Source organism: Sphaerimonospora cavernae, from assembly GCF_042435035.1.
GTDB classification, from domain to species: Bacteria; Actinomycetota; Actinomycetes; order Streptosporangiales; family Streptosporangiaceae; genus Sphaerimonospora; species Sphaerimonospora cavernae.
The window spans coordinates 85373-107613 of the sequence record NZ_JBHMQT010000033.1 but is presented as its reverse complement, the minus strand read 5'-3'; the positions used below and the strand labels follow the sequence as shown (position 1 = coordinate 107613).

The window sequence follows — 22241 nt, the reverse complement described above, 5'->3', positions numbered from 1 at the left end:
GGGGTGCCTTTCTGTCAGGAAATCATGATCATCAGGACGGGGAGATCAGGGGGCCGAACAGCTCGTCGCGGGTCGCGCCGAGGGCGAGGTCGAGGGCGCCGGCGATGACGGGATTGCCCTCGACGGCGGACAGCCGCACCGGGGGTCGGGGGATGGTCAGCGCGTGCAGCTCCCGCTCGACGAGCTCGCGCAGGATCTCGCCGCCGGCCATCGGCACTCCGCCGGACAGGACGACGATCTCGGGGTCGACGACCGCGGTGACCGAGGCGAGCCCGAGCGCGAGGCGGGTGGCCACCTCCGCGAGCGCCGCCCGGGCCGCGTTCGCCCGCGCGGCCTCCGGCCGGCCACGCTCGATCGCGGCCACGGCGTTCCGCACGGCCTGCGCCGGGCTCGGCCCGCGCAGGCCGTGTGCACGCAGGATGTTCAGTACGGCGATGCCGCCGGACAGCGCCTGGAAACCATGCCTGGACCGCTTGCCGACATCGCGGGCGGTGGGGGCGCCGATCACCGGCATGTAGCCGACCTCGCCCGCGCCTCCGGTCGCGCCCCGGTGCAGCCGCCCGTCCAGGACCAGGGCCGCGCCGAGGCCCTCCTCGGCCCACAGCAGCACGAAGTCGCGGTGGCCCCGCGCGGCGCCCCGCGACCGCTCCGCCTGAGCGGCGAGGTTCACGTCGTTCTCGATGTCGACCGGCACGCCGATCCCGTCGCGCAACGTGCCGACCACGTCCGGGACGTGCCAGCCGGGGATGTGCGCCGCGTACCCCAGGCGGCCGGTGGAGGGGTCGATCGCGCCGCCGATGCCGATGACGACACGGTTCAGCGTCCGCGGATCGAGCCCGGCGGGGGAGCAGGCGCCGGTGAGCGCCGAGCGCACGCGTTCCACCACGTCGCCGCCGCTCCGGCCGGGGGTGGGCAGGCGGTGCGTGGCGACCGCGCCCCCCGTGATGTCCGCGACGGCCACCTCGATCCTGGCCGGGGTCACGTCCAGCGCCGCCACGTGCGCCGCGCCGGGATTGATCCGGTACAGCTCGGCCGTACGGCCCGGCATGCCCCCGCGGATGCCGTCCAGCACGACCAGGCCGGCCTCCTGGAGTCTGGCCAGGAGCTGGGAGGCGGTCGGCTTGGACAGCCCGATGAGCGCGCCCAGCTCCGGGCGGGTGAGGGGACCCCGCTCCAGCAGGACCCGGAGCGCGGCGCCGTCGTTGATCGCCCGCAGCAGGCTGGGCGTTCCACCCATGGGCCGTTCGCTCACCGGCCGTCCCTCCAACCTGCGCTTAATCTTCTATTAGTAAAGTTTCCTAACTTATAGAGGCCCCGGCTGCCGATGTCAACGGGCCGGCGGCGCCGCAACCGACCTGTGACCCGCACCCGGACAGGGCCACCGACGACCACCGGGCCACTACAATCTGTCGGCCTATGCCTGAGACTTCGGCGGGTGAGCTGGCCCGGGAACAGAAGTACGTCGCCGCGCTGTACGAGCGCCTCGACGTGCTGCGCGAGCGCACGCGCAGACAGCTTGACGACGTGCTGGCCCAGGGCGCCTCCGGCACGCATCAGAACCGGTCCGAGCGTGACACGTTCGCCGTCATGTACGCCCAGCGCCTGGCCCGCCTGTGGGCGGTGGAGAACCGGCTGTGCTTCGGCAGGCTGGACCACGCCGACGAAACCTCGCTGTACATCGGCCGCATCGGCCTGTCGGACGACGAGCAGCACCGCCTGCTGATCGACTGGCGGGCACCGGTCGCCCAGCCGTTCTACCGGGCGACCCCGGCCGCGCCGATGGGGCTGACCCGCAGACGCCACCTGCACAGCAAGGGCCGCAAGGTCACCGGGGTCGACGACGACCTGCTCGACCTCGACCGGCTCACCGACGCCGACCGCGCCACGCTGAACGGCGAGGCCGCCCTGCTGGCCGCGCTGGACGAGCGGCGCACCGGGCGGATGCGCGACATCGTGGCCACCATCCAGGCCGAACAGGACGCGATCATCCGGAGCGACCTGAACGGCGTGCTCGTCGTCCAGGGCGGCCCGGGCACCGGCAAGACCGTGGTGGCCCTGCACCGCGCGGCCTACCTCCTGTACACCTACCGGGAGCGCCTGGAACGGCGGGGCGTGCTGGTCCTCGGGCCCAACCCGACGTTCATGCGCTACATCGACCAGGTCCTGCCCTCGCTCGGCGAGACCGACGTGCTGCTGTCCACCATCGGTGACCTCTACCCCGGGGTCACCGCCGCCCGCTCCGATCCCCCCGAAGCCGCCGCGATCAAGGGATCGGTCCGGATGGCCAAGGTGGTGGCGGCCGCCGTAGGCGACCGGCAGCGGATCCCGGACCGGCCGCTGGAGATCCGGCTCGACAAGTTCACGCTGCGGCTCGACGTCAAGACCTTCGAGGCCGCCCGGGCGAAGGCGCTGCGCGCCCGCAAGCCGCACAACGAGGCGCGCCCGGTGTTCGTCAGGCATCTGCTGAACACCCTGACCAGGCAGGCCGCCAGGAAGCTCGGCCGCGGCATGCTCGACGAGGCCGACTTCGCCGAGCTGCGCGAGGACCTGCGGACCGAGGAGCCGGTTCGGGCCGCGCTCAACCGGCTCTGGCCGTACCTCACCCCGCAGCGCCTGCTGATCGGCCTGTTCACCTCCGCCGAGCGGATGGCCGCCGCCGGGCTGAACGAGCGGGAGCGGGAGGCGCTGCTGCGGGAGCCGCCCCGGCCGGGTGAGGGCGGCGCCTGGTGGAGCGAGGCCGACGTCCCGCTGCTCGACGAGGCGGCCGAGCTCCTCGGCCACATCGACGAGGGGGTGGTCCGGGCGGCCCGGATCGCCGAGGAGGAGCGCCGGGAGCGGATCGCATACGCCCGGGAGGTCCTCGAGCTGACCGGTATGGCCGACATCATGGACGCCGAGCGTTTCGCGGCCCGCCAGGAGGCCGAGGAGACGCAGCTGACCACGGCGGAGCGGGCGGCGCGCGACCGCACCTGGGCGTTCGGCCATGCGATCGTCGACGAGGCGCAGGAGCTGTCGGAGATGGCCTGGCGCATGGTCATGCGCCGCTGCCCGAGCCGGTCGATGACGATCGTCGGCGACATCGCCCAGACCGGTTCGTCAGCCGGTGCGGCCAGCTGGGGCCGGATGCTGGACCCGTACGTCGGGGGCCGCTGGCGCGAGGCCGTCCTCACGGTGAACTACCGCACGCCGGCCGAGTCGATGGCGGTCGCGGCCCGGGTGCTGGAGCTGGTCGGCCCGGACCTGAAGGCCCCGGAGTCGGTGCGCGAGACCGGGGAGCGGCCCTGGGCGCTGCGCGTGGCGGAACTGTCCGAGCTGGGCCCGCTGGTCCGCGAAGAGATCGTCCGGGATGAGGAAGGCGGCGCGGGCCGCCTGGTCGTGATCGTCCCGGCCTCGGCGGAGCGCGAGATCGGGGCACTGGTCACCGCCGCCGTGCCGGGCGCCGTCGCCGTGCCGGGACCGGCCGCCCTCGACGCCCCGGTCGCCGTGCTGACCGTGGCGGACGCCAAGGGGCTCGAGTTCGACTCGGTGATCGTGGTCGAACCGTCGCGGATCCTGAGGGAGTCACCCCGGGGGCCCAGCGACCTCTACGTCGCGGTGACCCGGGCCACCCGGCGGCTCGGCGTGGTGCACACCGGCGTGCTGCCCGCCGCTCTGACCGGTATGGCGGACCGGATCCGATGACGGCCACATCGCCCCAGGCAGTCGGGGCGGAATTTGTCAGATACCCTCCAGCTGGGCAAAGTTGGCATTACCCCTGTTGGGGGTGCGGTTGACATCTACGCTGAGGTCGGTAGTTTGCTGCGAGTCCAGCACGGGACTGACCGGTTGGCCGTCTCCTGGCGCCATCGGCTCCTGCGTCCGTGACGGAGAGTGACTCCGTCTTCACAGCCAGGCGCAGACCGATGTTCCGCCGGGCCGGGGCACCCCAGCCGGCCGGGGGGTTGGACCCAGGGAAGGGGTCCGGGCACCCAGTAGACAACGGTCTCCGCGCCCGCCGCCGGCGGGACGGATCCGGTCCGAAGGGCAGCCCGGGCCCCCTTCCGCCGTAGAGTGTGCCCGTGTTACTGAAAGTGGCCGCCTCCGTCGCCGGCGGCCTGGTGCTCTACCTGGCCTTCCCGCCCATCGGCTGGTGGTTCTGCGCGCCGGTCGGCGTCGCGCTGCTCGCCCTCGCCCTGTACGGCACGGCCTGGCGCCGCGCCGCCTGGATCGGATATGTGGGAGCCCTGGCGTTCCTGTTCCCCACGCTGTCGTGGGTGCGCCCGATCGGGAACGACGCCTGGCTGGCCCTGGTGGGCATCGAGAGCCTGTTCTGGGCCGCCCTGGCGGTGGCGGTCACCTACGTCATGCGATCGCGCGCCTGGCCGCTCTGGGTGGCCTGCCTGTGGGTCGCCCAGGAATGGGCCCGCGGCCTGTTCCCGGTCGGCGGTTTCCCCTGGGCGCGGCTGGCCTTCAGCCAGGGCGAGTCGCCGTACACCCCCTTCGCCGCGCTCGGCGGCGCCCCGCTTGTGAGTTTCACGGTCGCCCTGTCGGGAACGCTGCTGTCCGCGCTGGTCATCAGGGTCGTCAGGGCTCCCGGGGGGATGCGGTGGGACGGCGTCGTCGCCGGGACGCTGCTGGGCGCGATAGCCGTACCGGTGCTGGGGTTCGCGGTGCCCCGGCCCGGCGACGAGGGCAGAACAGTGCGGATAGGCGTGATCCAGGGGAACGTCCCCGGGCGGGGGATGTACTTCCTCGGGGACGAGCCCGCCGTGGTGCTGCGCAACCACGCGGATGAGACGCACCGTATGGCCAGGGCCGTACAGGACGGGAAGTTGCCCAAGCCGGACCTCGTGGTCTGGCCGGAGAACTCGACCGACATCGACCCCTACGAGAACCGGTTCGCCCGTGAGGTGATCGACTCGGCGGCCAAGGACATCGGGGCGCCGATCCTCGTCGGGGCCGTCGTGCACATCGGGACCGAGTACCGGGCGACCCGCGGCCTGGTGTGGGACCCGGTCACCGGGCCGGGGGCGTACTACGACAAGCGCAAGCTCGTGCCGTTCGGCGAGTACACCCCGATGAAGGACCTGGTCCTGGCGCTGTCCGAACGGGCCCATCTGGTCGGCCGGCAGTCGAAGGCGGGTGAGACGCCGGGCGCGCTGCGGATGGGGCCGGTCACGGTGGGCGTGGTGGAGTGCTACGAGGTGGCCTTCGACGGCATGGTCAGGGACACCGTCGCCACCGGCGGCACCCCGCTGGTCGTGCAGACCAACAACGCCAGCTACGCGCTCACCAACCTGCCGCCCCAGCAGCTCGCGATGTCGCAGCTGCGTGCGGTGGAGTTCAACCGGGCCGTGGTCACGGCGGCGACCACGGGGATCTCGGCCTATGTCACCCCGGACGGCCGGATCGCGTGGCGGACCGGCGAACTGGTCGCGGACATGAATGTCGTGGACGTCCCCGTCAGGACGGGGACCACGCTCGCCGCCAGGTTGGGTGCGCTGCCTGAATGGATTTTGATATTCATTGGTGCGACTGCAACCGTGGCGGCGATTGCGAAAGCGCGGAGGAACAGCTGATGGAGCGGCCTGGCGGGCGAGTGCTCGTGATCGTCCCCACGTACAACGAGCGAGAGAACCTGCCCGTGATCACGCGGCGGCTGCGCGAGGCGCTGCCCGACGCGGACCTGCTCGTCGCCGACGACAACAGCCCCGACGGCACCGGGGAGATCGCCGACGAACTGGCCGGGCGGGACGACCACATCCACGTCATGCACCGGCCGGGCAAGCAGGGCCTCGGCGCGGCCTACATCGCCGGGTTCCGGTGGGGGCTGGAGCGGGGCTACGACATCCTGTGCGAGATCGACGCCGACGGCTCGCACCAGCCGGAGGAGCTGCCCCAGCTGGTCGACTCGGTGGGCCGCGGCGCCGACCTCGCGATCGGCTCCCGGTGGGTGCCGGGCGGGAAGGTCGTCAACTGGCCGCTGCGGCGCGAGTTGCTGTCGCGCGGCGCCAACATCTACGTGCGGCTGATGCTCGGCATCCCGGTCCGCGACGCCACCGCCGGCTTCCGCGCCTACCGCGCCTCGACGCTGCGGAAGATCGGCCTGGACGACGTCGAGTCGCAGGGCTACTGCTTCCAGGTCGACCTCACGCTCAGGACCGTACGGCACGGCCTGCGCGTGACCGAGGTCCCGATCAGGTTCGTGGAGCGCACGGTCGGCGCCAGCAAGATGAGCGGCGACATCATGAAGGAGGCCCTGTGGCGGATCACCGTCTGGGGGTTCCAGGGCATGGACCGGCGGTTTCGCCGTCGGCGATGACTGGAACCACTCGGGCGGCGGAGACGTTTCATCCTGTATGTACGGTCTGTAGGTACGGCCGCCGTGTGATTGAGGGGTGACATGCTGCGAATCGGGTTGTTTCTGGCGTTCCTCGTCGTCCCCGTCCTGGAGATATGGGTCCTGATCCAGGTGGGATCGGTCATCGGTGGCTGGAATACGGTCGGCCTGCTGATCGCCGGCGGCCTCCTCGGCGCCTGGCTGATGCGCCGGGAGGGCAGAAGGGCCTGGGCGGCGCTGCAGAGCGCGATCAGGTCCGGGCGGCAGTGCGACCGCGAGTTGGCCGACAGCGCTCTGGTGATGGCGGGCGGCGCGCTGCTGCTGGCGCCCGGCTTCCTCAGCGACGTGTTCGGCCTCTTCTTCATCCTGCCGGTCACCCGGCCGATCGCGCGCCGCTGGCTGGCGTGGTTCCTGGGCCGCCGCGTCCGCTCGCTGGCCGCGCGCTCGCCGTACGGTCCGCTGCTGGACCACACCGGCGGATTCGGCGATCGGTTCGGCGGCCCGTTCGGTGGTACGGGCGCGGCCGGCGGGTCGGGGAGCCGCGCCGGGCACGCCCGCGTGGTGCACGGCGAAGTGATCACGGACGACGGTGAGACGGCGCGCGGCGGCGACGGCGACAGGCCCGCCATCAGGTGAAGCCCACCAGGTGAAGCAGCGCCTGTCCGGTGAAGCACCGCTGGGAACGTGAGACGCCCCCGGAGACCGTTCGGAAACGGTCTCCGGGGGCGTCCCTTTCGTGGCTTCAGCCACTCATGTCTTCAGCCGGTCGGCGGTCTCTCACGAGAGGCTAGGCGCTCTTGCGGCGCTGCTCCCGCAAGATGGCCAGGCGCTCGTTGAGCACCTCCTCCAGGTCCTCGATGGACCGGCGCTCCAGCAGCATGTCCCAGTGCGTCCGCGCGGGCTTGGCCTTCTTCTGCTGCGGCTGCTCGCCGTCGACGCGCAGCGCCGTGGTGCCGCAGTAGCGGCACTCCCAGGACGAGGGGATCTCTGCCTCGACGGCGAGTGGAACCGTGGTGAGATGGCCCTTGGGGCACGTGTAGGACACCTCCTGGCGTGGGGCCAGGTCGGTGTTGCGGTCGTTCTCGTAGCTGGTCGCGCCGAGCCGGGTGCCGCGAAGTGCACGCTCTCCCATGTTCCAAGCCTCCTGAGGTCCCCGCCTAGAGGGGTTATGTCGCCACCGCGTACAACGCCTGATACCGTTTGTGGATTCCCAGGAGTGGCCTGCTCCAACCGCACTTTCGCATCACTCGCTAGATGTGATCGGGGACCTCGTTGCCGGCCTCCCGGATGGCCCGCGGAAGATCGACGATCACGAGCAGCACGAAGCCGATCACGAAGAACACGACCAGCGAGACGATCGCCGTGCGATAGCTGTCGGTTACCTGCAGGGCCAGCGTCAGCACCAGAGAGCCGAGGAACGCCGATCCCTTGTCGCTGATCTGGTACAGACTGAAGTACTCGGCCTCCCGGCCCGGCGGGATCACCAGGGAGTACAGCGAGCGCGACAGCGCCTGGGTGCCGCCGAGGACGATCGCGATGAAGAACGCGATCGCGAAGAACTGGATCGCCGCGCCCTTCTGCAGGAAGTAGGCGACGCCCACGACGGCGGTCCAGATGACGAGGCTGCCGAGCACCGTGCGCTTGGTGCCGTATCGCAGGGCGAGCCTGCCGAGCAGGAGGGCGCCGCCGAACGCGACGAACTGCACCATGAGAATCGCCCCGATCTGGGTGCTCTTGCCCAGCTCCAGCTCGTGCTCCGCATAGGTGGACGAGAAGCTGATGACAGTCTGCACACCGTCGTTGTAGAGCAGGTAGGCGACCAGGAACAGCAGGGTGCGCGGGTAGCGGCGAAGATCGGCGATGGTACGGCCGAGCTGGCGGACGCTGCCCGACACGGCGCGGGAGACGGTGGCGTCGTGAGCGTAGCCCGGGCGGTCGCGCAGCCGCAGCATCGGGATGATCGCGAAAATCGCCCACCACAGTCCCGCCGAGGCCAGACTGATCCGTACGGCGAGGCCCTCGTCGATTCCGCCGCTCAGATAGAGGGCGAGGTTCACCGCCAGCAGCAGGCCGCCGCCGAGATAGCCGAACGCCCAGCCCCGGCTGGAGACGTCGTCGCGCTCGCCCGCCTCCGCGATCTGCGGCAGGAACGAATCGTAGGTCACCCGAGCCCCGCCGAAGGCGACGTTGGCGAGGAGGAACAGCCAGCCGCCGAGCAGGTAGCGGTCGCCGGAGACGAAGTAGAACCCGAGCGTGGCCGCCGCGCCCAGATAGGCCAGAAAGCCCATGATCTGCTTCTTGCGGCCCGTGTGGTCGGCGAGCGCGCCCACGATCGGCATGGTCACGATCTGGAGCAGCACCGAGATCGTCACGAGGGCCGTGAAGTACGCCTTCGGCCGCAGATCCAGCCCGAGGAACGCGACGAAGCCCTCCTCCCCGCCGGCCGCCGTCGTCGCCACCGCTGTCAGGTAGGGCCCGAGGAAGACGGTCAGGACGGTCGTCTGGAAGGCCGAGTCCGCCCAGTCGTACCAGAACCAGCCGCGGTGCTCACGCCGCCGCGACTGCGGCGACTCCTCTTCGACGACCTCGGGGGCGGCCATGCTGTCTCCCTTATGTGACGATCACGGGAAAAGTGAAGCCGAGATTATCCCCGATCGCGTCCCCGCGATAGGCGTGGGACTCTCGGCTCAACTGCCGTAGGTGAGGAGGTCGCCCGGTTGGCACCCGAGTTCGCGGCAGATCGCGCTCAGCGTGGAGAACCGGATCGCCCTGGCCTTGCCGTTCTTCAGGATCGACAGGTTGACGATCGTCACGCCAACCCGGTCGGCCAGTTCGGTGAGTGTCATCCCGCGTTCTGCGAGCAACCGGTCCAGATGGACGTGGATGTGGTGCTCGGTGTCGGATGGCATGTCAGACCAGCCCTTCGGTGTCTTCCCGCAGGGCGGCGCCCCTCCTGAAGATCGTGCCCAGTGCGGCCAGGAGCAGGGCGAACCCGATAGGGGCCGGAGCGAACGGCCAGTCGGTGTCGATCATCCCCTCGGCGGGGGTGCCGCCCACCACGATCACCGCGACCATCGTCCTGAGCGGTTCAACGAGCAGGCCGTATCCGGCCACGCAGCCGGCCATGAGGAAGATCCGCCGGGCGTTGCGAGGCACGAAAGGGTCACCTCGCCTAAGCGTTCGGGCGACCTGCCACAGCAGAAAAGTGAGGATGGTGGTTAACAGCGCCGTCACCACCGACGGCAGGTGCATCAGGAGGGTCTGCCAACGCTCCGGGTGATCGAGAGAGATGAAGGCGCTGTAGCTCAGGCCGATTCTCAATGGCCCCACCTGTTGAGGATTGAGAAAGGGCCAGTCCAGCAACTGGGGCACCTCCATGGTGGCGGGGCCGGTGTAAGTCACGCCCGAAGCCATCCACGCCGTGCCGAGCAGGGCGATGACTCCGAGCGCGAAAGCCAGGTAGGCCAGGTTCTCAAAGATCGCCCACCAGGTGCGGCCCGTCCATACACGCACTCGCCCCCATCCCACGGAATCCCCTCCTTATCGTTTATCGATATGAAAGATAAGCGAGAAGGAGGGTGTTGTGAAGGACGGGGAGATAGGCGAGCCGGGATTCCGGGCCCGCTTCGGCGACGAGGAGTTCGACGCCGCAGTGCGTGCCGCGATAGGCCTCCACGACAGCGGCCCCGGACTCGGGTGAGAGTTCGGGGCCGGATGTCCGTCGAGCGACGTGCCAGGCGACAACGGTCGGACACGCTCGGCCTGCGGGCCCTTGGCCCCCTGGCCCGCGGTGTACTCGACCCGCTGGTTCTCCTCCAGTGACCGGTAACCACCGGCATTGATGGCCGAGTAGTGGACGAAGACGTCCGGGGTGCCGTCGTCGGTGGCTCCGGAGGGCCTTCGTCATACGATCTCGTCGCAGAAGTCCTCCAATGGGCGGTGGGCTACGGCGGCGGCGTGCTTTCGCAGTTGGGCCGGCCCGATACCCAGCTCGCCAGTGGGACTTTCGATGAGATCTCCATGACGTGGGGATCGCCTTCGAGCCCTCGACCTGAGCGAAGAGCATCGCAGCCATGCGACGCGTTGGTAACGGTGGTCAGGTCACAGGTGGACGCGGACCTGCCAGCCGTCCTGGATGCGCCGGAGAGTGGGACGCAGGTCGGCGAAGGCTGGCTGTCCCTGCGCGCGCCAACTGTCAGCCCAGCCTGCCAGCACCTGCAGGGCGTGGCCGTCGCCCGCATGGAACGCGCGCTGGGCATCGCTGAAGCTGATCAGCGCGGCCTCGCTGGGTGAGGCATAGCCGATCCGCCAGACGGGTTCCCCGCAGGCGGCGGTGGTCAGCCCCTGGGGTCGGGTAGCGAGGAGGAAGCCGTAGAAGCCGTTGTGGTCCTCCGACTCGTCCAACGGTCCCGGCGCCGGGCGACCGTCCAGCATGAGCCGGTCCAGCAGGGCCCGGCCCAAGGTGTCGCTGTCTTGCCGGGTGCGCAGCCACTCCGCCGACAGCCACCATGAACAGCCCTCACCGTCTCGGGTGACGGCGTCGGCTCCGTAGGGCGGCACCAGCCATTGGTCGACGACCTGATCATGCGCCTCGACGAACCCTCCGGGGACGAGCTGCTCGGCCACCATTTCCTCACCCTCACAGCGGACGCGGGCTACGCCGAACGTCTTCGCCATGCCGGTCAGGTTCACGGGAGTGACGATGACCGCTTGCGGGGTGGCCTGTACCACCCACTCGTCGGGGATCCGCGCCGAGGTCGCCCACGCGATGACCCGATCGAACTCGTCAGCACGGCCCGGGGCGCCCTTGGCACCATCCCCGCAGATCGGCTCGACATTGCGGCGGCCGTGATTGTGAAGCAGTTCCTCGGCGCGGGTGACCAGCTCGGGCACGACCTCGACCGTGGTCACGTGGCCGGCGTCGCCGACCAGATGGGAGAGCAGCGCGGTGGAGTAGCCGGAGCCGGTGCCGATCTCCAGCACTCGTGCACCTGGGGTGACATCGAGCAGGTCGAGCATGGTCGCGATCACCGTCGGGGAGGACGTTTGCGGGAGGCGGGCACCGTCGGGGCCGGTCGTGTAGGCGCCCTCATCGACGGCCGCCAAAGCGGCTTCCACGGGCGGGCTGAAGGTCATGTGCGTCTCCTCATCAGATGCGCAGCAGCAGCAGATAGGGCCGATCCGGGTTCTCGGGCTCCCCTGCCGGGCCGGCGTCGGTCTCGATCCAGGCGTGGGCGGCGTACGGGGACATGCGGCCCCCGATGCACCAGTCCACGGCCCGTCTCTTGCACGCGGCGGCGAGTACGGCGGTCAGGGAGTGTTCCAGGCACGCGGCCCGGCCGGGGAACCATTGTCCGGCCCAGCGTGCCGCAGCGGCGGTCGTTTCCGCCTCTTCGGGCGTGGCGGGCCTACGGCAGCGGCGTTTCACCCAGGCAGCGACCCGCGTCGTCCGCTCGAACGGCAGCCGCAGTAGCAGCACCGCCGCCGCGAAGGCGGCCAGGGCGATGAGCCGATCCACCACCGGCAGCCGTGGCGTGGCCGCGGGCAGCGCCATGTGGCTGCTCATGGCGTCGAGGTGAGCAGCCCACGGTCTTGCAAGGTGGCCGTGAGCCGCTCGATGTCGCCGCGTGCAGTGTCGGCGTCGACATCGAAGCAGTTCAGCACCGCGGCCACGGCCTCGTTGACGCTTCCGCCTGCCACCAGGGCGTTCCACGCGACGGCAGCGGCGGGGTTGAGCCCGTACAACTGGCCGCCGGACCGGTCGAGCAGGATGCCGCCCTCGTCCGTGGTCTGGAACGTGACCCCCTCAGCGGGTGCCAGTCGCGGCATGGTGTACCTCCTGAACATGAGTGGCCCAAAAGTCGGGTCGAGGCTGGTGGATCCGGCGCAGCCACAGCTCGGCGGCGACCACGTCGCCGAGCGCGGGCAGGGGCACGTTCTGGCCGTTGATGGCGTCGTCCAGCGCGAGCGTCAGCGGGGCCGGATCGATCAGCCCGTGCTCGGCCAGAAGCGGGGCGCGGAGCAGCGCCCGCAGGTGCGGTGCCGCCTGCCGCAGCCCGGCATACACGCAGGCGGTGTAGTCGCCCTTGGTGCGGCGGGTCAGCAGCTCGGCCGGGACCATCCCGTCGACCGCGGCCGCCAGCAGCGGTTTGGCGGCAGCCGTGGTGGTGCGGTCCGCCACGGTCACACCCATGCAGGCGGCGATCACCTGATTGTCGAGGAACGGGACATGCACCGGCACGCCGAGCTGATCGGCGAGTTGCTCGAATGCCCGGCTGGCACCGCCGTTCCATTGAAGAGTCGCCATCGCCGCCTCGTCACCCCCGATCTTGTAGTCCGCCGACTGCCGGATCTCGTCGACGTGGTCGGCCAGGCGATGCCGCACCGGTGCAGGTGCCCACGCGGCAGTAGGGGAGACGCTGCACCAGGTGAGGTAGTCCTCGACGCCACGGCGGCGGTGGGGGCCGCCCGCACGGAGGCGGCGCGTGACCTGCCCGAGCGCATCCGCGTAGCTGGTCCGCGCCAGCCGTACCGCAGCCGCGACCATCGCGTGGGCGGGTCGGTGACGCAGCCGCGCCCATGATCCAGCTTCCCGCAACAGGTCGCGGATACGCCCAGTGCGGACCAGGTCGGCGAGGTAGGGGAGCGGCCCGACCAACACTGCATCGCCGCCATCCCCGCTCAGGTGCGCCTGTGAGCCGTGTTCGAGAGCAGGAGCGAGACGGGAGCGGGTGCGCGCCACCAACAAGACCTCCTGTGACGGCTCATCCAGCAGCGGTGCCGCATCCAGATCGAGAAATGGCAGGCAGGTGTCGTCGCCGTGGACCACGACATGTCGTAGACCGGGTGCTGAGCGGGCGCACATCTCGGCGTAGGTCAGATCGTCGACGCTCCCGGAAAGCGGGTCGACGTAGGTGACAGCGGGCAACTGCGAGGGCAGGCACGCGGCTGCCAGCAACGCCAGGGTAGAGGAGTCCAGGCCGCCGGACAGGTCGGCCGTCATCTCCGGCCACATCTCCACACGCCGGCCTGCAGCGGTGATCAGAGCGGCACGTAGAGCGGCAGCTCCGTCCTCGAAAGACGTCCCACCCAACTGCAGCGGGATCGGATGCTGAGTCGGTTCACCTTCTCCCAGCACCAGGACGTGACCGGGCCGGGAGCGGCGAACCCGGGTGAATGAGGACCGGCCCTCAGCCGCTTGCGGGACATCAGCGCACAACAGCGTCGAGGTCATCCAGTCCAGGTCTGGCCCGGCGCCTATGAGGTCGGCCAGCGGCAGCGGTGAGGAAGCAAACCAGAATCCGCCCGCCCACCGTGTGTAGAAGACCGGGTGCAGCCCGGCCAGGTCGGTCACGATCGACACCGCCTGCTCGTCGGCCACGACGATCACACAGTTGCCCGGCAGCTTGGCCAGGCGGGCGTAGTCTCCAGCCTGTTGCGCGTCAGTGACAGCGGCGGCCAGTTCGGCGTCGGTGGCCAGGCACACCCCAAGCGCGGCGATCTGACAGCCGTCGACCTGCACTGTGCGTACCCGCTCGCCGGACCAGTCACCGGCCGTCCACAGTGGGTGAGTTCCTGCCCAGATGCGACGGCTGCCGACTGGCGTGGGCAGGACGACATCGACGGAGTCGGAACCGGGCACCCAACCGGCGAACCAACGCATGACCACTCCTTGATCTGCTCAATGGGGCGGTGCACCCGCCGCCCCCGGAGGCGGCGGGTGCACCAGGAGCCGCGGAGGCTCAGTTGTAGTACTTCGACATGTCAGCGGTGTCGTTGTTGCTGCTGCCGAGCACGACCGACCGCACGTCACCGAGCTCCACCAGGGCCGGGGTGCTGTAGGTCTGCTTGTTCATTGAGTTCACCTCCTCCCGAAATAGCGGGGTGTTGAAGGTACTCCCCGGACCGGACCGGTTCGGGGGTTGTGCTGGTGGCCGGCGTCCAGGGGCTGGAGCCCGCCACACCCGTCCTCACCGGGACTACACCGGCAGGGACGGAGCCTGAGCGTTCGCGGCCAGCCGCTCGCGGGTGAACTCCCCGTCCTCGACCCCGCCGAGGAACGCGTCCCACTCGGCAGGAGTGAACACCAGGGCGGGACCGTCGGGATCCTTGCTGTCCCGCACGCCGACCTTGCCGTCAGCGATCAGTGCCACTTCCACGCAGGCGCAGTTGTTGGCGCTGCGGCTGCTCTTCCACCAAGCGGCCCCGGAAAAGTCGGCAGCAAGCATGTCTCCCCTTCTCTCTCCAGATCTCCGAACCGGTCACCACCGAGAACAGGTCGCCATCCCCACGCTCATTGGGCGGCCAGGTGATCGAATTTGCCGCTCTTCACGGCCTTGACGAAGATGTCCCAGGCGTGCCGGTTGGTCGTCACGAAGCTCGGGCGCTGCATGATCCCGGTGTGCGACAGGTCGCCGATCGCGATCGTGATCGCATCGCCCTCCTGCTGAGGCATGAACCTGTCCGCTTTGATCGAGGAGAGCAATCGGGTCCACCGTGCCAGGCTCACCCGCACCGACGGCTGTTCCTCATCGATCGAATCTCGGACGTAGACCACCGCCGTGCGCGGTTGGTACTCGGCCGACAACCCCTCCCACACCCCCACGCCCAGCAGGGTCTTCCTCTGTTCGGTCATTTTTCGCCGCCTCCATGTGTGACGAAGAGATCAGTTCTCCACGGTCGAGCCGATAGGGAATGCTGTAGACCACGCAGAACTCGGTGACGAACGGCGATAACGGGTGGGAGTGCCGCAGTTCGGTGAAACGCTCGGCGACGCGGTGCGCGGCCGTGGTGACCGCCTCGGCCCGGCATCCGGTGTAGACGCGCCGCCCTGTCTGTGCCGAGACACGGCCGGTCCACCAGCGGTAGCGCCAGCCATTCGTCTCCGGCTCGCACCAGATGACCAAGTCGACCCACACCGACACCAGGGCCAGGCCCTCGCCCTCGTTGACATCGGCGGCGATCCCCCACCGCTTCAGCTCCGCGCGAAGCCGCTCGGCCACCTGACCGGCAGGAGACAGCACAACCACCGCAGCAGTCCCGCTCACCCCTTGACCCTGACTTTGCCGTAGAACGGCGTACACCCGAGCCACCTTCGGTGCAGCCGGGGTGGACTTGCTTGCGGCTTGTTCTAACCGATCAACGGATCCTGAGGAGAGCCCTTCGTCAACCGTCATCGCACGCCACGCCTCCAACCGGTTCGTGCAGCCCGCGTGAGGCAGAGCCGCATCGTCTCCCCTGACCGTCCTGCCACAGAGCGATCGGGTACCCTCTAAACGCCAAACGTTTGGTGTCTCACTCATGGATCCAGCGAGAGTGCGAAGTCAAGAAACTCCAAACGATTGGCGTTTGGCGGTAAGATCTCTTGGGACAGGAGAGGGAGACATGCAACACGTCAGCAAGCTCGGCTTCCGGCAGATCGCCAGCGAGATTCGACAAGCGATCATCGAGGGTCGCTTCCCGCCGGGAGCCTTCCTTCCACCAGAACCGGAACTCGCCGCCCAGTACGGCGCGTCTCGAAGTTTGGTCAACAGGGCGATGCAGGCACTCGCAGCCGAAGGAATGGTCCGTTCCCGTCAAGGCCGGGGGACGATCGTCACGTGGATTCCTCCGTTGCTGCACACACCAGCTCGCTATGCGCGCGACACGCGCGAAAGTGACGGCGCAAAGGGGGCATTTGACGCGGAGATCCGAGCCATTGGTCTCCAGCCGGAGCACGAGATCCGAACCGATCGAGCCGAGCCGCCAGCCGCCGTCGCCGATGTCCTTGGGCTCCCCCACGGTCAGGCAAACTGCTTGGTACGACGCCGGAGGCTGCTTGCGTCCGGCATCCCGATCCGCCTGAATGAGTCGTGGATCCCGTTGACGATCGCCGCCGGAACAGTGCTGGAAGAGCAAGGGCCCGTGATCGTCGGCGGAATCAAATCAGCGCTGGCCGAGCTTGGCTACCCACAGACAGACGCGACGGAGCGGATCACGGTCCGCTTGCCGACAGAGGGCGAAGTCCAAGCGCTGGAGATCAGCCCCGAACGGAGCGTTCTCGACATCCACCATGTGGGCAAGATCGCAGACGGTCGGGCCGTCGAGGTCACCATCTCGGTCACCCCGGCGAATTACCTGGTGATCGAGAACCAGTTCCCGCTCGCCTGAGCTTCCGGACGAACAGGATCGGAGTAGAGATGACAGCCATACTGCCGACGCAGACGCCGATGTCCGAGATGGCGACAACCGGACGACTTCCGGCCTTCGTCTACGACCTCGCCGAGCTGGACGCCCACATGAAGGACATCCGAGCCGCGCTGGGGGACATCGAGCTCTATTACGCGGTCAAGGCGAACCCCGATCCGGAGCTGCTGAAGGTGCTCGCCCGTCATGTCGATGGCTTCGAAGTCGCCTCAGGCGGAGAGCTGGCACACGTACGGGCGCTGCACCCCGACATGCCGATCGCGTTCGGTGGTCCCGGAAAGACCGACGAGGAGCTGTTCAGCGCGGTTACGCGACTGCATGTGGAGAGTCCCAGCGAACTCCGGCGCCTGCTCGCCTCTGAACGTTCCGCCGATGTACTGCTGCGCGTCAACCTGGACGTCCCGATCGAAGGCGCATCACTGGCGATGGGCGGAGGCGCGACGCCGTTCGGGATGGACCCGCAGGGCATCGCCGAATGCCTGGAGCAGCTGCTCGCAGAGCAGGACGTCATCCGGCTTCGCGGTATTCACGCGCATCTGGCCAGCGGCCTTGACGCCCCCCGGATGCTGGAGTTGGCGGCCGCCATCCTCGACTACGCGCGGGGGCTCGGCGTTACCGAGATCAACCTGGGTGGGGGGATGGCCGTCTCCTACGCCGACCCGGACCGCCGTTTCGACTGGCAGACGTACGGCAGGGGCCTCGCGGAGCTGCGCCGCCCCGGGGAGGTGCTGCGCATCGAACCCGGACGCTCCCTCACTGTCTACTGCGGCCGGTACGTGACCAGGGTGATCGACGTCAAGCGCGTTCACGGCGAGTTGTTCGCCGTCGTGGCGGGCGGAACCCATCACATCCGCACTCCGGCGACCAAGGGGCACAGTCAGCCTATGATCATCCGGGAGGCCGGTGAACCCACCACGATCGTCGGCCAGCTCTGCACCCCCAAGGACACGCTCGCACGACGGGTCCCCGTGAGCCTGAAGCCTGGCGACATCGTGGAGTTCACCATGGCGGGAGCGTACGCGTGGAACATCTCCCACCATGACTTCCTCATGCACCCGAAGCCCAGCTTCCGGTACGTCGGGGAGTAGTCCAGGGCAACGAGACCGGTGGCTACGGCGGCGGCGTGCCCTGTGCTCCCACGTCGCCGGCGGCGTCTGACGGCCGCGGGCCGGGAGCCGTCACGCTCCCGGCCTGTGCTGTGCGGTCGCCGGTCGGTTTTTCAGACGCCGGCGAGTGCGGAGATCACCCGGGCGCGGTGGGCCGCGGGGGAGCCCCAGGCCGAGTGCAGGGCGCGGGCCTTGCGGATCCACAGGCTGGGGTCGTACTCGTCGGTGTAGCCGATCGCGCCGTGCACCTGCAGCGCGATCTTCGCTGCCGCGTACGCCGCCTCCGACGCCGCGACCTTCGCGGCCGACACGTCGCGCCCGAAGTCCGGCGAGCCGTAGGAGACGGCCGCGCCGTGCACCAGCGGGCGGGCGTACTCCAGGCCGACGAGCGCGTCGGCCAGGTGGTGCTTGACCGCCTGGAACTCGCCGATCGGCCGCCCGAACTGCTGCCGGGCCTTCGCGTAGTCCACGCTCACCTCCAGCAGCCGCCGGCCCACGCCGACGAGCTGGGCGGCGGTGGCCAGCACCCCCATGTCGCAGGCGGCCCGGGCGGCGGCGGCGACCGAGGGACCGGCGGCGAGAACGTCGCCCGCCACGACGGACGGCAGCCGGCGGGCCGGATCCAGGGAGGCGCGCACCTCACCTGCCGCGGCGGCGCGCAGCTCGTCGCCGTCCACGAGCAGCACCAGGTCGGCGGCGTCGGCGTCCAGTGCGTACGGCGCGGCGGCCTGAGGCGGCGCGGGCAGTGCGGGCAGTGCGGGCAGTGCGAGTGAGGCGACGACCCGGCCCTCCGCGATGCCCTCCAGCCACTCGCTCCCGCGTTCCAGCTCATCGCCCAGGCGGTGGAGCAGCGTGGCGACGGCCACAGTCTCGGTGTACGGCCCGGGCACGGCGTGCCGTCCCAGCTCGTGGAAGGCGGTGACCAGCTCGACCGGCAGCGGCCCGGCTCCGCCGGCCGACTCGGGTACGGCGAGGGCGAGGACGCCCGTCGCGGCGAGTGAACGCCACAGGGCCAGGCCGGGCTGGTGGGCGCCCGCGGCCCAGCCGCGGATCACCGACGGCGTGTCCGCCTCGGTGAGGATCTTGTCCAGGGTCTCGCCGAACAGCCGCTGCTCGGCGTCGAGGATGAACTTCACGGCGGCCTCCCTATCGCCCGGCTCGGGGCAGGCCGAGCACGCGCTCGGCGATGACGTTGCGCTGGATCTCGTTGGTCCCGGCGTAGATCGGCCCGGCGAGTGAGAAGACGTAGCCCTCCAGCCAGTCGCCCTCCAGCTCGCCGTCCGGGCCGAGGAGGTCGAGGGCGGTCTCGTGCAGCGTCACGTCGAGCTCGGACCAGAAGATCTTGTTGATGCTGGACTCGGCGCCGATGTCGTCGGTCCGCGAGACGGTCTCGTAGCCCTTCAGCCGGTAGGCCCGCGCCTTGATCCACGCGTCGGCGACCCGGTCGCGCAGCGCGGTGTCGGCGGGGTCGGCCCGCTCCCGCCACAGGTCCAGCAGCCGGTCCGCGGCGGCCAGGAACCGCCCGGGGCTGCGCAGCGTGAGACCGCGCTCGTTGCCGGTGGTGCTCATCGCGACCTTCCATCCGGCGCCCGGCTCGCCGATCACATCCCGGTCGGGGACGAACACGTCGTCGAAGAACAGCTCCGCGAAGGCGGGCTTGCCGTCGATGCGGCCGATCGGGCGCCGGGTGATCCCCTCCGCGTCCAGCGGGAACATCAAATACGTCAGCCCGCGATGCCGCTGGGCCTCCGGATCGGAGCGGAACGGGCCGAAGCCCCAGTCGGCGAAGGCCGCCCGGGAGCTCCACGTCTTCTGGCCGTTCAGCAGCCAGCCGCCGTCGACCCGGGTCGCGGTGGCGCGCAGGGAGGCGAGGTCGCTGCCGGCGCCCGGCTCCGACCAGGCCTGCGCCCAGATCACCTCACCGGAGGCCATCGACGGCAGGACGCGGGCGAGCTGCTCGGGGGTGCCGTGCTGGAACAGGGTGGGCGCGAGCAGGTTGATGCCGTTCTGGCTGACCCGGCCCGGCGCCCCGGCCGCGTAGTACTCCTCCTCGAAGACCAGCCACTCCAGCGGGGTCGCGGCGCGTCCGCCGTACTCCTCCGGCCAGGACACCACCGACAGGCGTGCGCCGTACAGCTCGCGCTCCCAGGCGCGGTGGGCGGCGAAGCCCTCCTCGATCTCCAGCGAGGGCAGCGGGGCGGCGGGCAGGTGCGTGCGCAGCCATTCGCGCACCTCGGCGCGGAACGGTGCAACGGACGACAGGTCAAGATCCATCGGCGGCCGCCTTCATGCTCTTGGGGTCCATCCCGGCCAGGGAGTCGGCCGAGGTCTCGGCGTTGTGGGCGTGGGCGAGGTGGTGCAGGCCGAAGACCGAGTCCATCCCGGTGTGCATGCCCTGCAGGTCCTCGGCCTGGTTGACGGCCTTCTTGGTCAGCGCCAGTCCCAGGCGCGGCATCGCGGCGATCTTCTCGGCCAGCGCGAAGGTCTCCGCCTCCAGCTGCTCGCGTGGTACGACCCGGTTGACCATCCCCACCTCGTGGGCGCGGGCGGCGCCCATCCGGTCACCGGTGAACAGGAACTCCTTGGCGATCCGCGGCGGCATCACCCAGGGGTGGGCGAAGTATTCGACGCCGGGGATGCCCATCCGCACCACCGGGTCGGCGAAGAACGCGTCGTCGGAGGCGACGATCAGGTCGCACACCCAGGCGAGCATGAGCCCGCCGGCGATGCAGGCGCCCTGCACCATCGCGATGGTCGGCTTGGGGATCTCCCGCCAGCGCCGGCACATGCCGACGTAGACCTCCGACTCGCGCGCGAAGCGGCTCTCGGCGCCCTCCTTGCCCACGTGGTCCCACCACAGGGTGGCCTTGCGGTCGAAGGACAGATGCGCGTCCCGCTCCGGCGTGCCGATGTCATGACCGGCGGAGAAGTGTTTGCCCGCGCCGGCCAGCACGATCACCTTGACCTCGTCGTCGGCGACGGCCCGGTAGAAGGCCTCGTCCAGCGCGTAGGTCATCTTCGAGTTCTGGGCGTTGCGGTAGTCCGGGCGGTTCATCGTGACCACCGCCACGGGGCCGCGCCGTTCGTAGTGCACCACGCTCATCGGGCACCCCTCGATTCTTTCTAACAACTGTTTGGTAGAGTAACCTACGTGAAGCTCACTGAGGAGACGGAGGCGGGGGAATGACCGTAGGAGCGACGGGGAAGACGGCACCCTCCTATGTTCCGGGCCACGGGCTGCTGCGCGGCCGGGTGGCCGTGGTGACCGCCGCGGCCGGTACCGGAATCGGCGGTGCCTGCGCGCGTCGCATGCTGGAGGAAGGCGCCCGTGTAGTGATCAGCGACGCCCATGAGAGGCGGCTCGCTGAAACCGCGGCCGAGCTCGAGAAGGAGTTCGGAGCCGACGCGGTCACCTCTGTGCCATGCGACGTGACCAAGGAAGAGCAGGTCCGGCACCTGTTCGCGACCGCCGAGGAGCGCCTCGGCCCGGTGGACGTCGTGGTCAACAACGCGGGCCTGGGTGGTACGGCCCGGCTGGTCGAGATGACCGATGAGCAGTGGACCCGGGTGCTGGACGTCACGCTGAACGGCACCATGCGCTGCACCCGTGCCGCGCTGGCGCTGATGCAGCCCAGGGGGCGCGGCGTGATCGTGAACAACGCGTCGGTGATCGGCTGGCGGGCGCAGGAGGGGCAGGCGCACTACGCGGCGGCCAAGGCCGGGGTCATGGCCCTGACCAGGTGCGCCGCGATCGAGGCCGCGCCGCACGGCGTACGCGTCAACGCGGTGGCCCCCTCCCTTGCCATGCACCCCCACCTGGCCAAGGTTACGACCGAGGAGCTACTGGCCGAACTGACGACGAGGGAGGCCTTCGGTCGTTACGCGGAGCCGTGGGAGATCGCCAACGTTATCGTCTTCCTCGCGAGCGACTACTCCTCCTACATGACCGGAGAGGTCGTCTCGGTCTCCAGTCAGCATCCCTGAGGCATCCCGGAGAGGTCCGATCCGCCATGAGCGCAAGACGCCGAGACTCCGCCAGCACCGCCGCGGCACGCGCCGAGCGGCGAGCCGAGTTGCTCGCCACGGCCGCCGAGGTCTTCGCGTCGCGGGGGTACGCCGTAACCACGGTCCGGGAGGTCGCCGAGGCGGCCGGCATGCTCGGCGGCAGCCTCTACTACCACTTCGACTCCAAGGAGTCGATGGTCGACGAGATCCTGTCGGCCTTCCTCACCGAGATGTGGGCGGCCTACGACAGGGTGCTCGCATCCGGGCTCGGATCCCGCGAGACCTTCCAGGCTCTCGTCGCCGAGTCGTTCCGCATGATCGACCGTCATCGCCCGGCGGTCATGATCTATCAAAACGAGTCGCGATATCTGTCGACAAATCCGCGTTTTTCCTACCTGCTCGACTCTCAGGAGCGGTTCCGGCAGATGTGGCTGGAACTGCTGGACCGGGGCGTGCTGGACGGCACGTTCCGGGTCGGGCTCGACACCGGGGTCATCTACCGGTTTCTCCGCGACACCGTCTGGGTGGCGGCCGGCTGGTACCGGAGCGGTGGCCGGTTGACCGCCGACGAGATCGCCAGGCAGTACCTCACGATGATCCTCGACGGGATCCTGTCAGCGTAAATC

At 69.7% G+C, this 22241-nt stretch carries 24 protein-coding genes and 1 pseudogene; 8 read left to right on the top strand and 17 right to left on the bottom strand.

Going from position 1 to position 22241, the window contains the following annotated elements; genetic code table 11:
• Positions 1 to 31: 31 nt before the first annotated feature.
• On the bottom strand, positions 32 to 1252 hold the full coding sequence (locus tag ACFHYQ_RS15500; protein ID WP_394301846.1) for an ROK family transcriptional regulator: 1221 nt from the start codon (positions 1250 to 1252) through the stop codon (positions 32 to 34).
• A 164-nt stretch (positions 1253 to 1416) separates the two neighbouring features.
• Here ACFHYQ_RS15500 and ACFHYQ_RS15495 point away from each other — a divergent pair, with 164 nt between their 5' ends.
• The 4 genes from ACFHYQ_RS15495 to ACFHYQ_RS15480 all read left to right on the top strand — a co-directional run bounded on the left by ACFHYQ_RS15495 (position 1417) and on the right by ACFHYQ_RS15480 (position 6955).
• On the top strand, positions 1417 to 3681 hold the full coding sequence (locus ACFHYQ_RS15495) for a HelD family protein (RefSeq protein WP_394301845.1): 2265 nt from the start codon (positions 1417 to 1419) through the stop codon (positions 3679 to 3681).
• Positions 3682 to 4058: 377 nt separating this feature from the next.
• Positions 4059 to 5558, top strand: a complete 1500-nt coding sequence (gene lnt, locus ACFHYQ_RS15490; RefSeq protein ID WP_394301844.1) for an apolipoprotein N-acyltransferase — start codon at positions 4059 to 4061, stop codon at positions 5556 to 5558.
• The gene (locus ACFHYQ_RS15485) at positions 5558 to 6301 is read left to right on the top strand and encodes a polyprenol monophosphomannose synthase (protein ID WP_394301843.1); all 744 of its coding nucleotides are present in this window, start codon (positions 5558 to 5560) and stop codon (positions 6299 to 6301) included. Before lnt ends, ACFHYQ_RS15485 begins: the two co-directional genes overlap by 1 nt.
• Before the next feature lie 81 nt (positions 6302 to 6382).
• A complete protein-coding gene (locus tag ACFHYQ_RS15480; protein ID WP_394301842.1) occupies positions 6383 to 6955 on the top strand; it encodes an FxsA family protein in 573 nt (190 codons plus the stop codon).
• Positions 6956 to 7106: 151 nt separating this feature from the next.
• Here the strand turns inward: ACFHYQ_RS15480 and ACFHYQ_RS15475 are convergent, their stop codons facing one another.
• The 13 genes and pseudogenes from ACFHYQ_RS15475 to ACFHYQ_RS15415 all read right to left on the bottom strand — a co-directional run bounded on the left by ACFHYQ_RS15475 (position 7107) and on the right by ACFHYQ_RS15415 (position 15366).
• Positions 7107 to 7451, bottom strand: a complete 345-nt coding sequence (locus ACFHYQ_RS15475) for an RNA polymerase-binding protein RbpA (protein WP_394301841.1) — start codon at positions 7449 to 7451, stop codon at positions 7107 to 7109.
• Between the two features lie 118 nt (positions 7452 to 7569).
• Positions 7570 to 8919, bottom strand: a complete 1350-nt coding sequence (locus tag ACFHYQ_RS15470; RefSeq protein WP_394301840.1) for an MFS transporter — start codon at positions 8917 to 8919, stop codon at positions 7570 to 7572.
• 87 nt (positions 8920 to 9006) lie between these two features.
• The gene (locus ACFHYQ_RS15465) at positions 9007 to 9228 is read right to left on the bottom strand and encodes a helix-turn-helix domain-containing protein (RefSeq protein ID WP_394301839.1); all 222 of its coding nucleotides are present in this window, start codon (positions 9226 to 9228) and stop codon (positions 9007 to 9009) included.
• A 1-nt stretch (position 9229) separates the two neighbouring features.
• Positions 9230 to 9832 carry a DUF2975 domain-containing protein gene (locus ACFHYQ_RS15460; protein ID WP_394301838.1) on the bottom strand — a complete coding sequence of 201 codons (603 nt, stop codon included), beginning with the start codon at positions 9830 to 9832 and terminating at the stop codon, positions 9230 to 9232.
• 228 nt (positions 9833 to 10060) lie between these two features.
• A pseudogene (locus ACFHYQ_RS15455) lies at positions 10061 to 10201 on the bottom strand (cold-shock protein); the annotation flags it as partial.
• 219 nt (positions 10202 to 10420) lie between these two features.
• On the bottom strand, positions 10421 to 11455 hold the full coding sequence (locus tag ACFHYQ_RS15450) for a protein-L-isoaspartate O-methyltransferase family protein (RefSeq protein ID WP_394301837.1): 1035 nt from the start codon (positions 11453 to 11455) through the stop codon (positions 10421 to 10423).
• 13 nt (positions 11456 to 11468) lie between these two features.
• Positions 11469 to 11885, bottom strand: a complete 417-nt coding sequence (locus ACFHYQ_RS15445) for a lasso peptide biosynthesis B2 protein (protein ID WP_394301836.1) — start codon at positions 11883 to 11885, stop codon at positions 11469 to 11471.
• Positions 11882 to 12148 (bottom strand): PqqD family protein, encoded by a 267-nt coding sequence (locus ACFHYQ_RS15440; RefSeq protein ID WP_394301835.1) that lies wholly within the window; start codon positions 12146 to 12148, stop codon positions 11882 to 11884. The genes ACFHYQ_RS15445 and ACFHYQ_RS15440 overlap by 4 nt, the downstream gene beginning before the upstream one ends.
• A complete protein-coding gene (locus ACFHYQ_RS15435; protein ID WP_394301834.1) occupies positions 12126 to 13982 on the bottom strand; it encodes an albusnodin/ikarugamycin family macrolactam cyclase in 1857 nt (618 codons plus the stop codon). Before ACFHYQ_RS15435 ends, ACFHYQ_RS15440 begins: the two co-directional genes overlap by 23 nt.
• Before the next feature lie 79 nt (positions 13983 to 14061).
• The gene (locus ACFHYQ_RS15430; RefSeq protein WP_394301833.1) at positions 14062 to 14175 is read right to left on the bottom strand and encodes a lasso RiPP family leader peptide-containing protein; all 114 of its coding nucleotides are present in this window, start codon (positions 14173 to 14175) and stop codon (positions 14062 to 14064) included.
• A gap of 123 nt (positions 14176 to 14298) precedes the next feature.
• On the bottom strand, positions 14299 to 14547 hold the full coding sequence (locus ACFHYQ_RS15425) for a DUF397 domain-containing protein (protein ID WP_394301832.1): 249 nt from the start codon (positions 14545 to 14547) through the stop codon (positions 14299 to 14301).
• 65 nt (positions 14548 to 14612) lie between these two features.
• Entirely contained in the window at positions 14613 to 14774 is a 162-nt protein-coding gene (locus tag ACFHYQ_RS15420; RefSeq protein WP_394301831.1) for a hypothetical protein, read from the bottom strand.
• A gap of 73 nt (positions 14775 to 14847) precedes the next feature.
• Positions 14848 to 15366: a hypothetical protein gene (locus ACFHYQ_RS15415; protein ID WP_394301830.1), complete on the bottom strand. Its 519-nt coding sequence runs from the start codon at positions 15364 to 15366 to the stop codon at positions 14848 to 14850.
• 337 nt (positions 15367 to 15703) lie between these two features.
• Here ACFHYQ_RS15415 and ACFHYQ_RS15410 point away from each other — a divergent pair, with 337 nt between their 5' ends.
• Both ACFHYQ_RS15410 and ACFHYQ_RS15405 read left to right on the top strand, forming a co-directional pair.
• Positions 15704 to 16468 carry a GntR family transcriptional regulator gene (locus tag ACFHYQ_RS15410; protein ID WP_394301829.1) on the top strand — a complete coding sequence of 255 codons (765 nt, stop codon included), beginning with the start codon at positions 15704 to 15706 and terminating at the stop codon, positions 16466 to 16468.
• A 29-nt stretch (positions 16469 to 16497) separates the two neighbouring features.
• Positions 16498 to 17592 (top strand): type III PLP-dependent enzyme domain-containing protein, encoded by a 1095-nt coding sequence (locus tag ACFHYQ_RS15405; protein WP_394301828.1) that lies wholly within the window; start codon positions 16498 to 16500, stop codon positions 17590 to 17592.
• Positions 17593 to 17723: 131 nt separating this feature from the next.
• Here ACFHYQ_RS15405 and ACFHYQ_RS15400 read toward each other — a convergent pair whose 3' ends face one another.
• From ACFHYQ_RS15400 to ACFHYQ_RS15390, 3 genes are read right to left on the bottom strand one after another with little or no spacing between them, the layout of a single operon-like run.
• Positions 17724 to 18746 (bottom strand): acyl-CoA dehydrogenase family protein, encoded by a 1023-nt coding sequence (locus tag ACFHYQ_RS15400; protein ID WP_394301827.1) that lies wholly within the window; start codon positions 18744 to 18746, stop codon positions 17724 to 17726.
• Positions 18747 to 18756: 10 nt separating this feature from the next.
• Positions 18757 to 19884 carry an acyl-CoA dehydrogenase family protein gene (locus ACFHYQ_RS15395; protein ID WP_394301826.1) on the bottom strand — a complete coding sequence of 376 codons (1128 nt, stop codon included), beginning with the start codon at positions 19882 to 19884 and terminating at the stop codon, positions 18757 to 18759.
• Complete coding sequence (locus tag ACFHYQ_RS15390) at positions 19874 to 20713, bottom strand: enoyl-CoA hydratase (protein ID WP_204018501.1); 840 nt, start codon at positions 20711 to 20713, stop codon at positions 19874 to 19876. The genes ACFHYQ_RS15395 and ACFHYQ_RS15390 overlap by 11 nt, the downstream gene beginning before the upstream one ends.
• An 80-nt stretch (positions 20714 to 20793) precedes the next feature.
• Here ACFHYQ_RS15390 and ACFHYQ_RS15385 point away from each other — a divergent pair, with 80 nt between their 5' ends.
• On the top strand, positions 20794 to 21594 hold the full coding sequence (locus ACFHYQ_RS15385; protein ID WP_394301825.1) for an SDR family oxidoreductase: 801 nt from the start codon (positions 20794 to 20796) through the stop codon (positions 21592 to 21594).
• Between the two features lie 26 nt (positions 21595 to 21620).
• Positions 21621 to 22238 (top strand): TetR-type transcription factor C-terminal domain-containing protein, encoded by a 618-nt coding sequence (locus ACFHYQ_RS15380; RefSeq protein WP_394301824.1) that lies wholly within the window; start codon positions 21621 to 21623, stop codon positions 22236 to 22238.
• Positions 22239 to 22241: the final 3 nt, after the last annotated feature.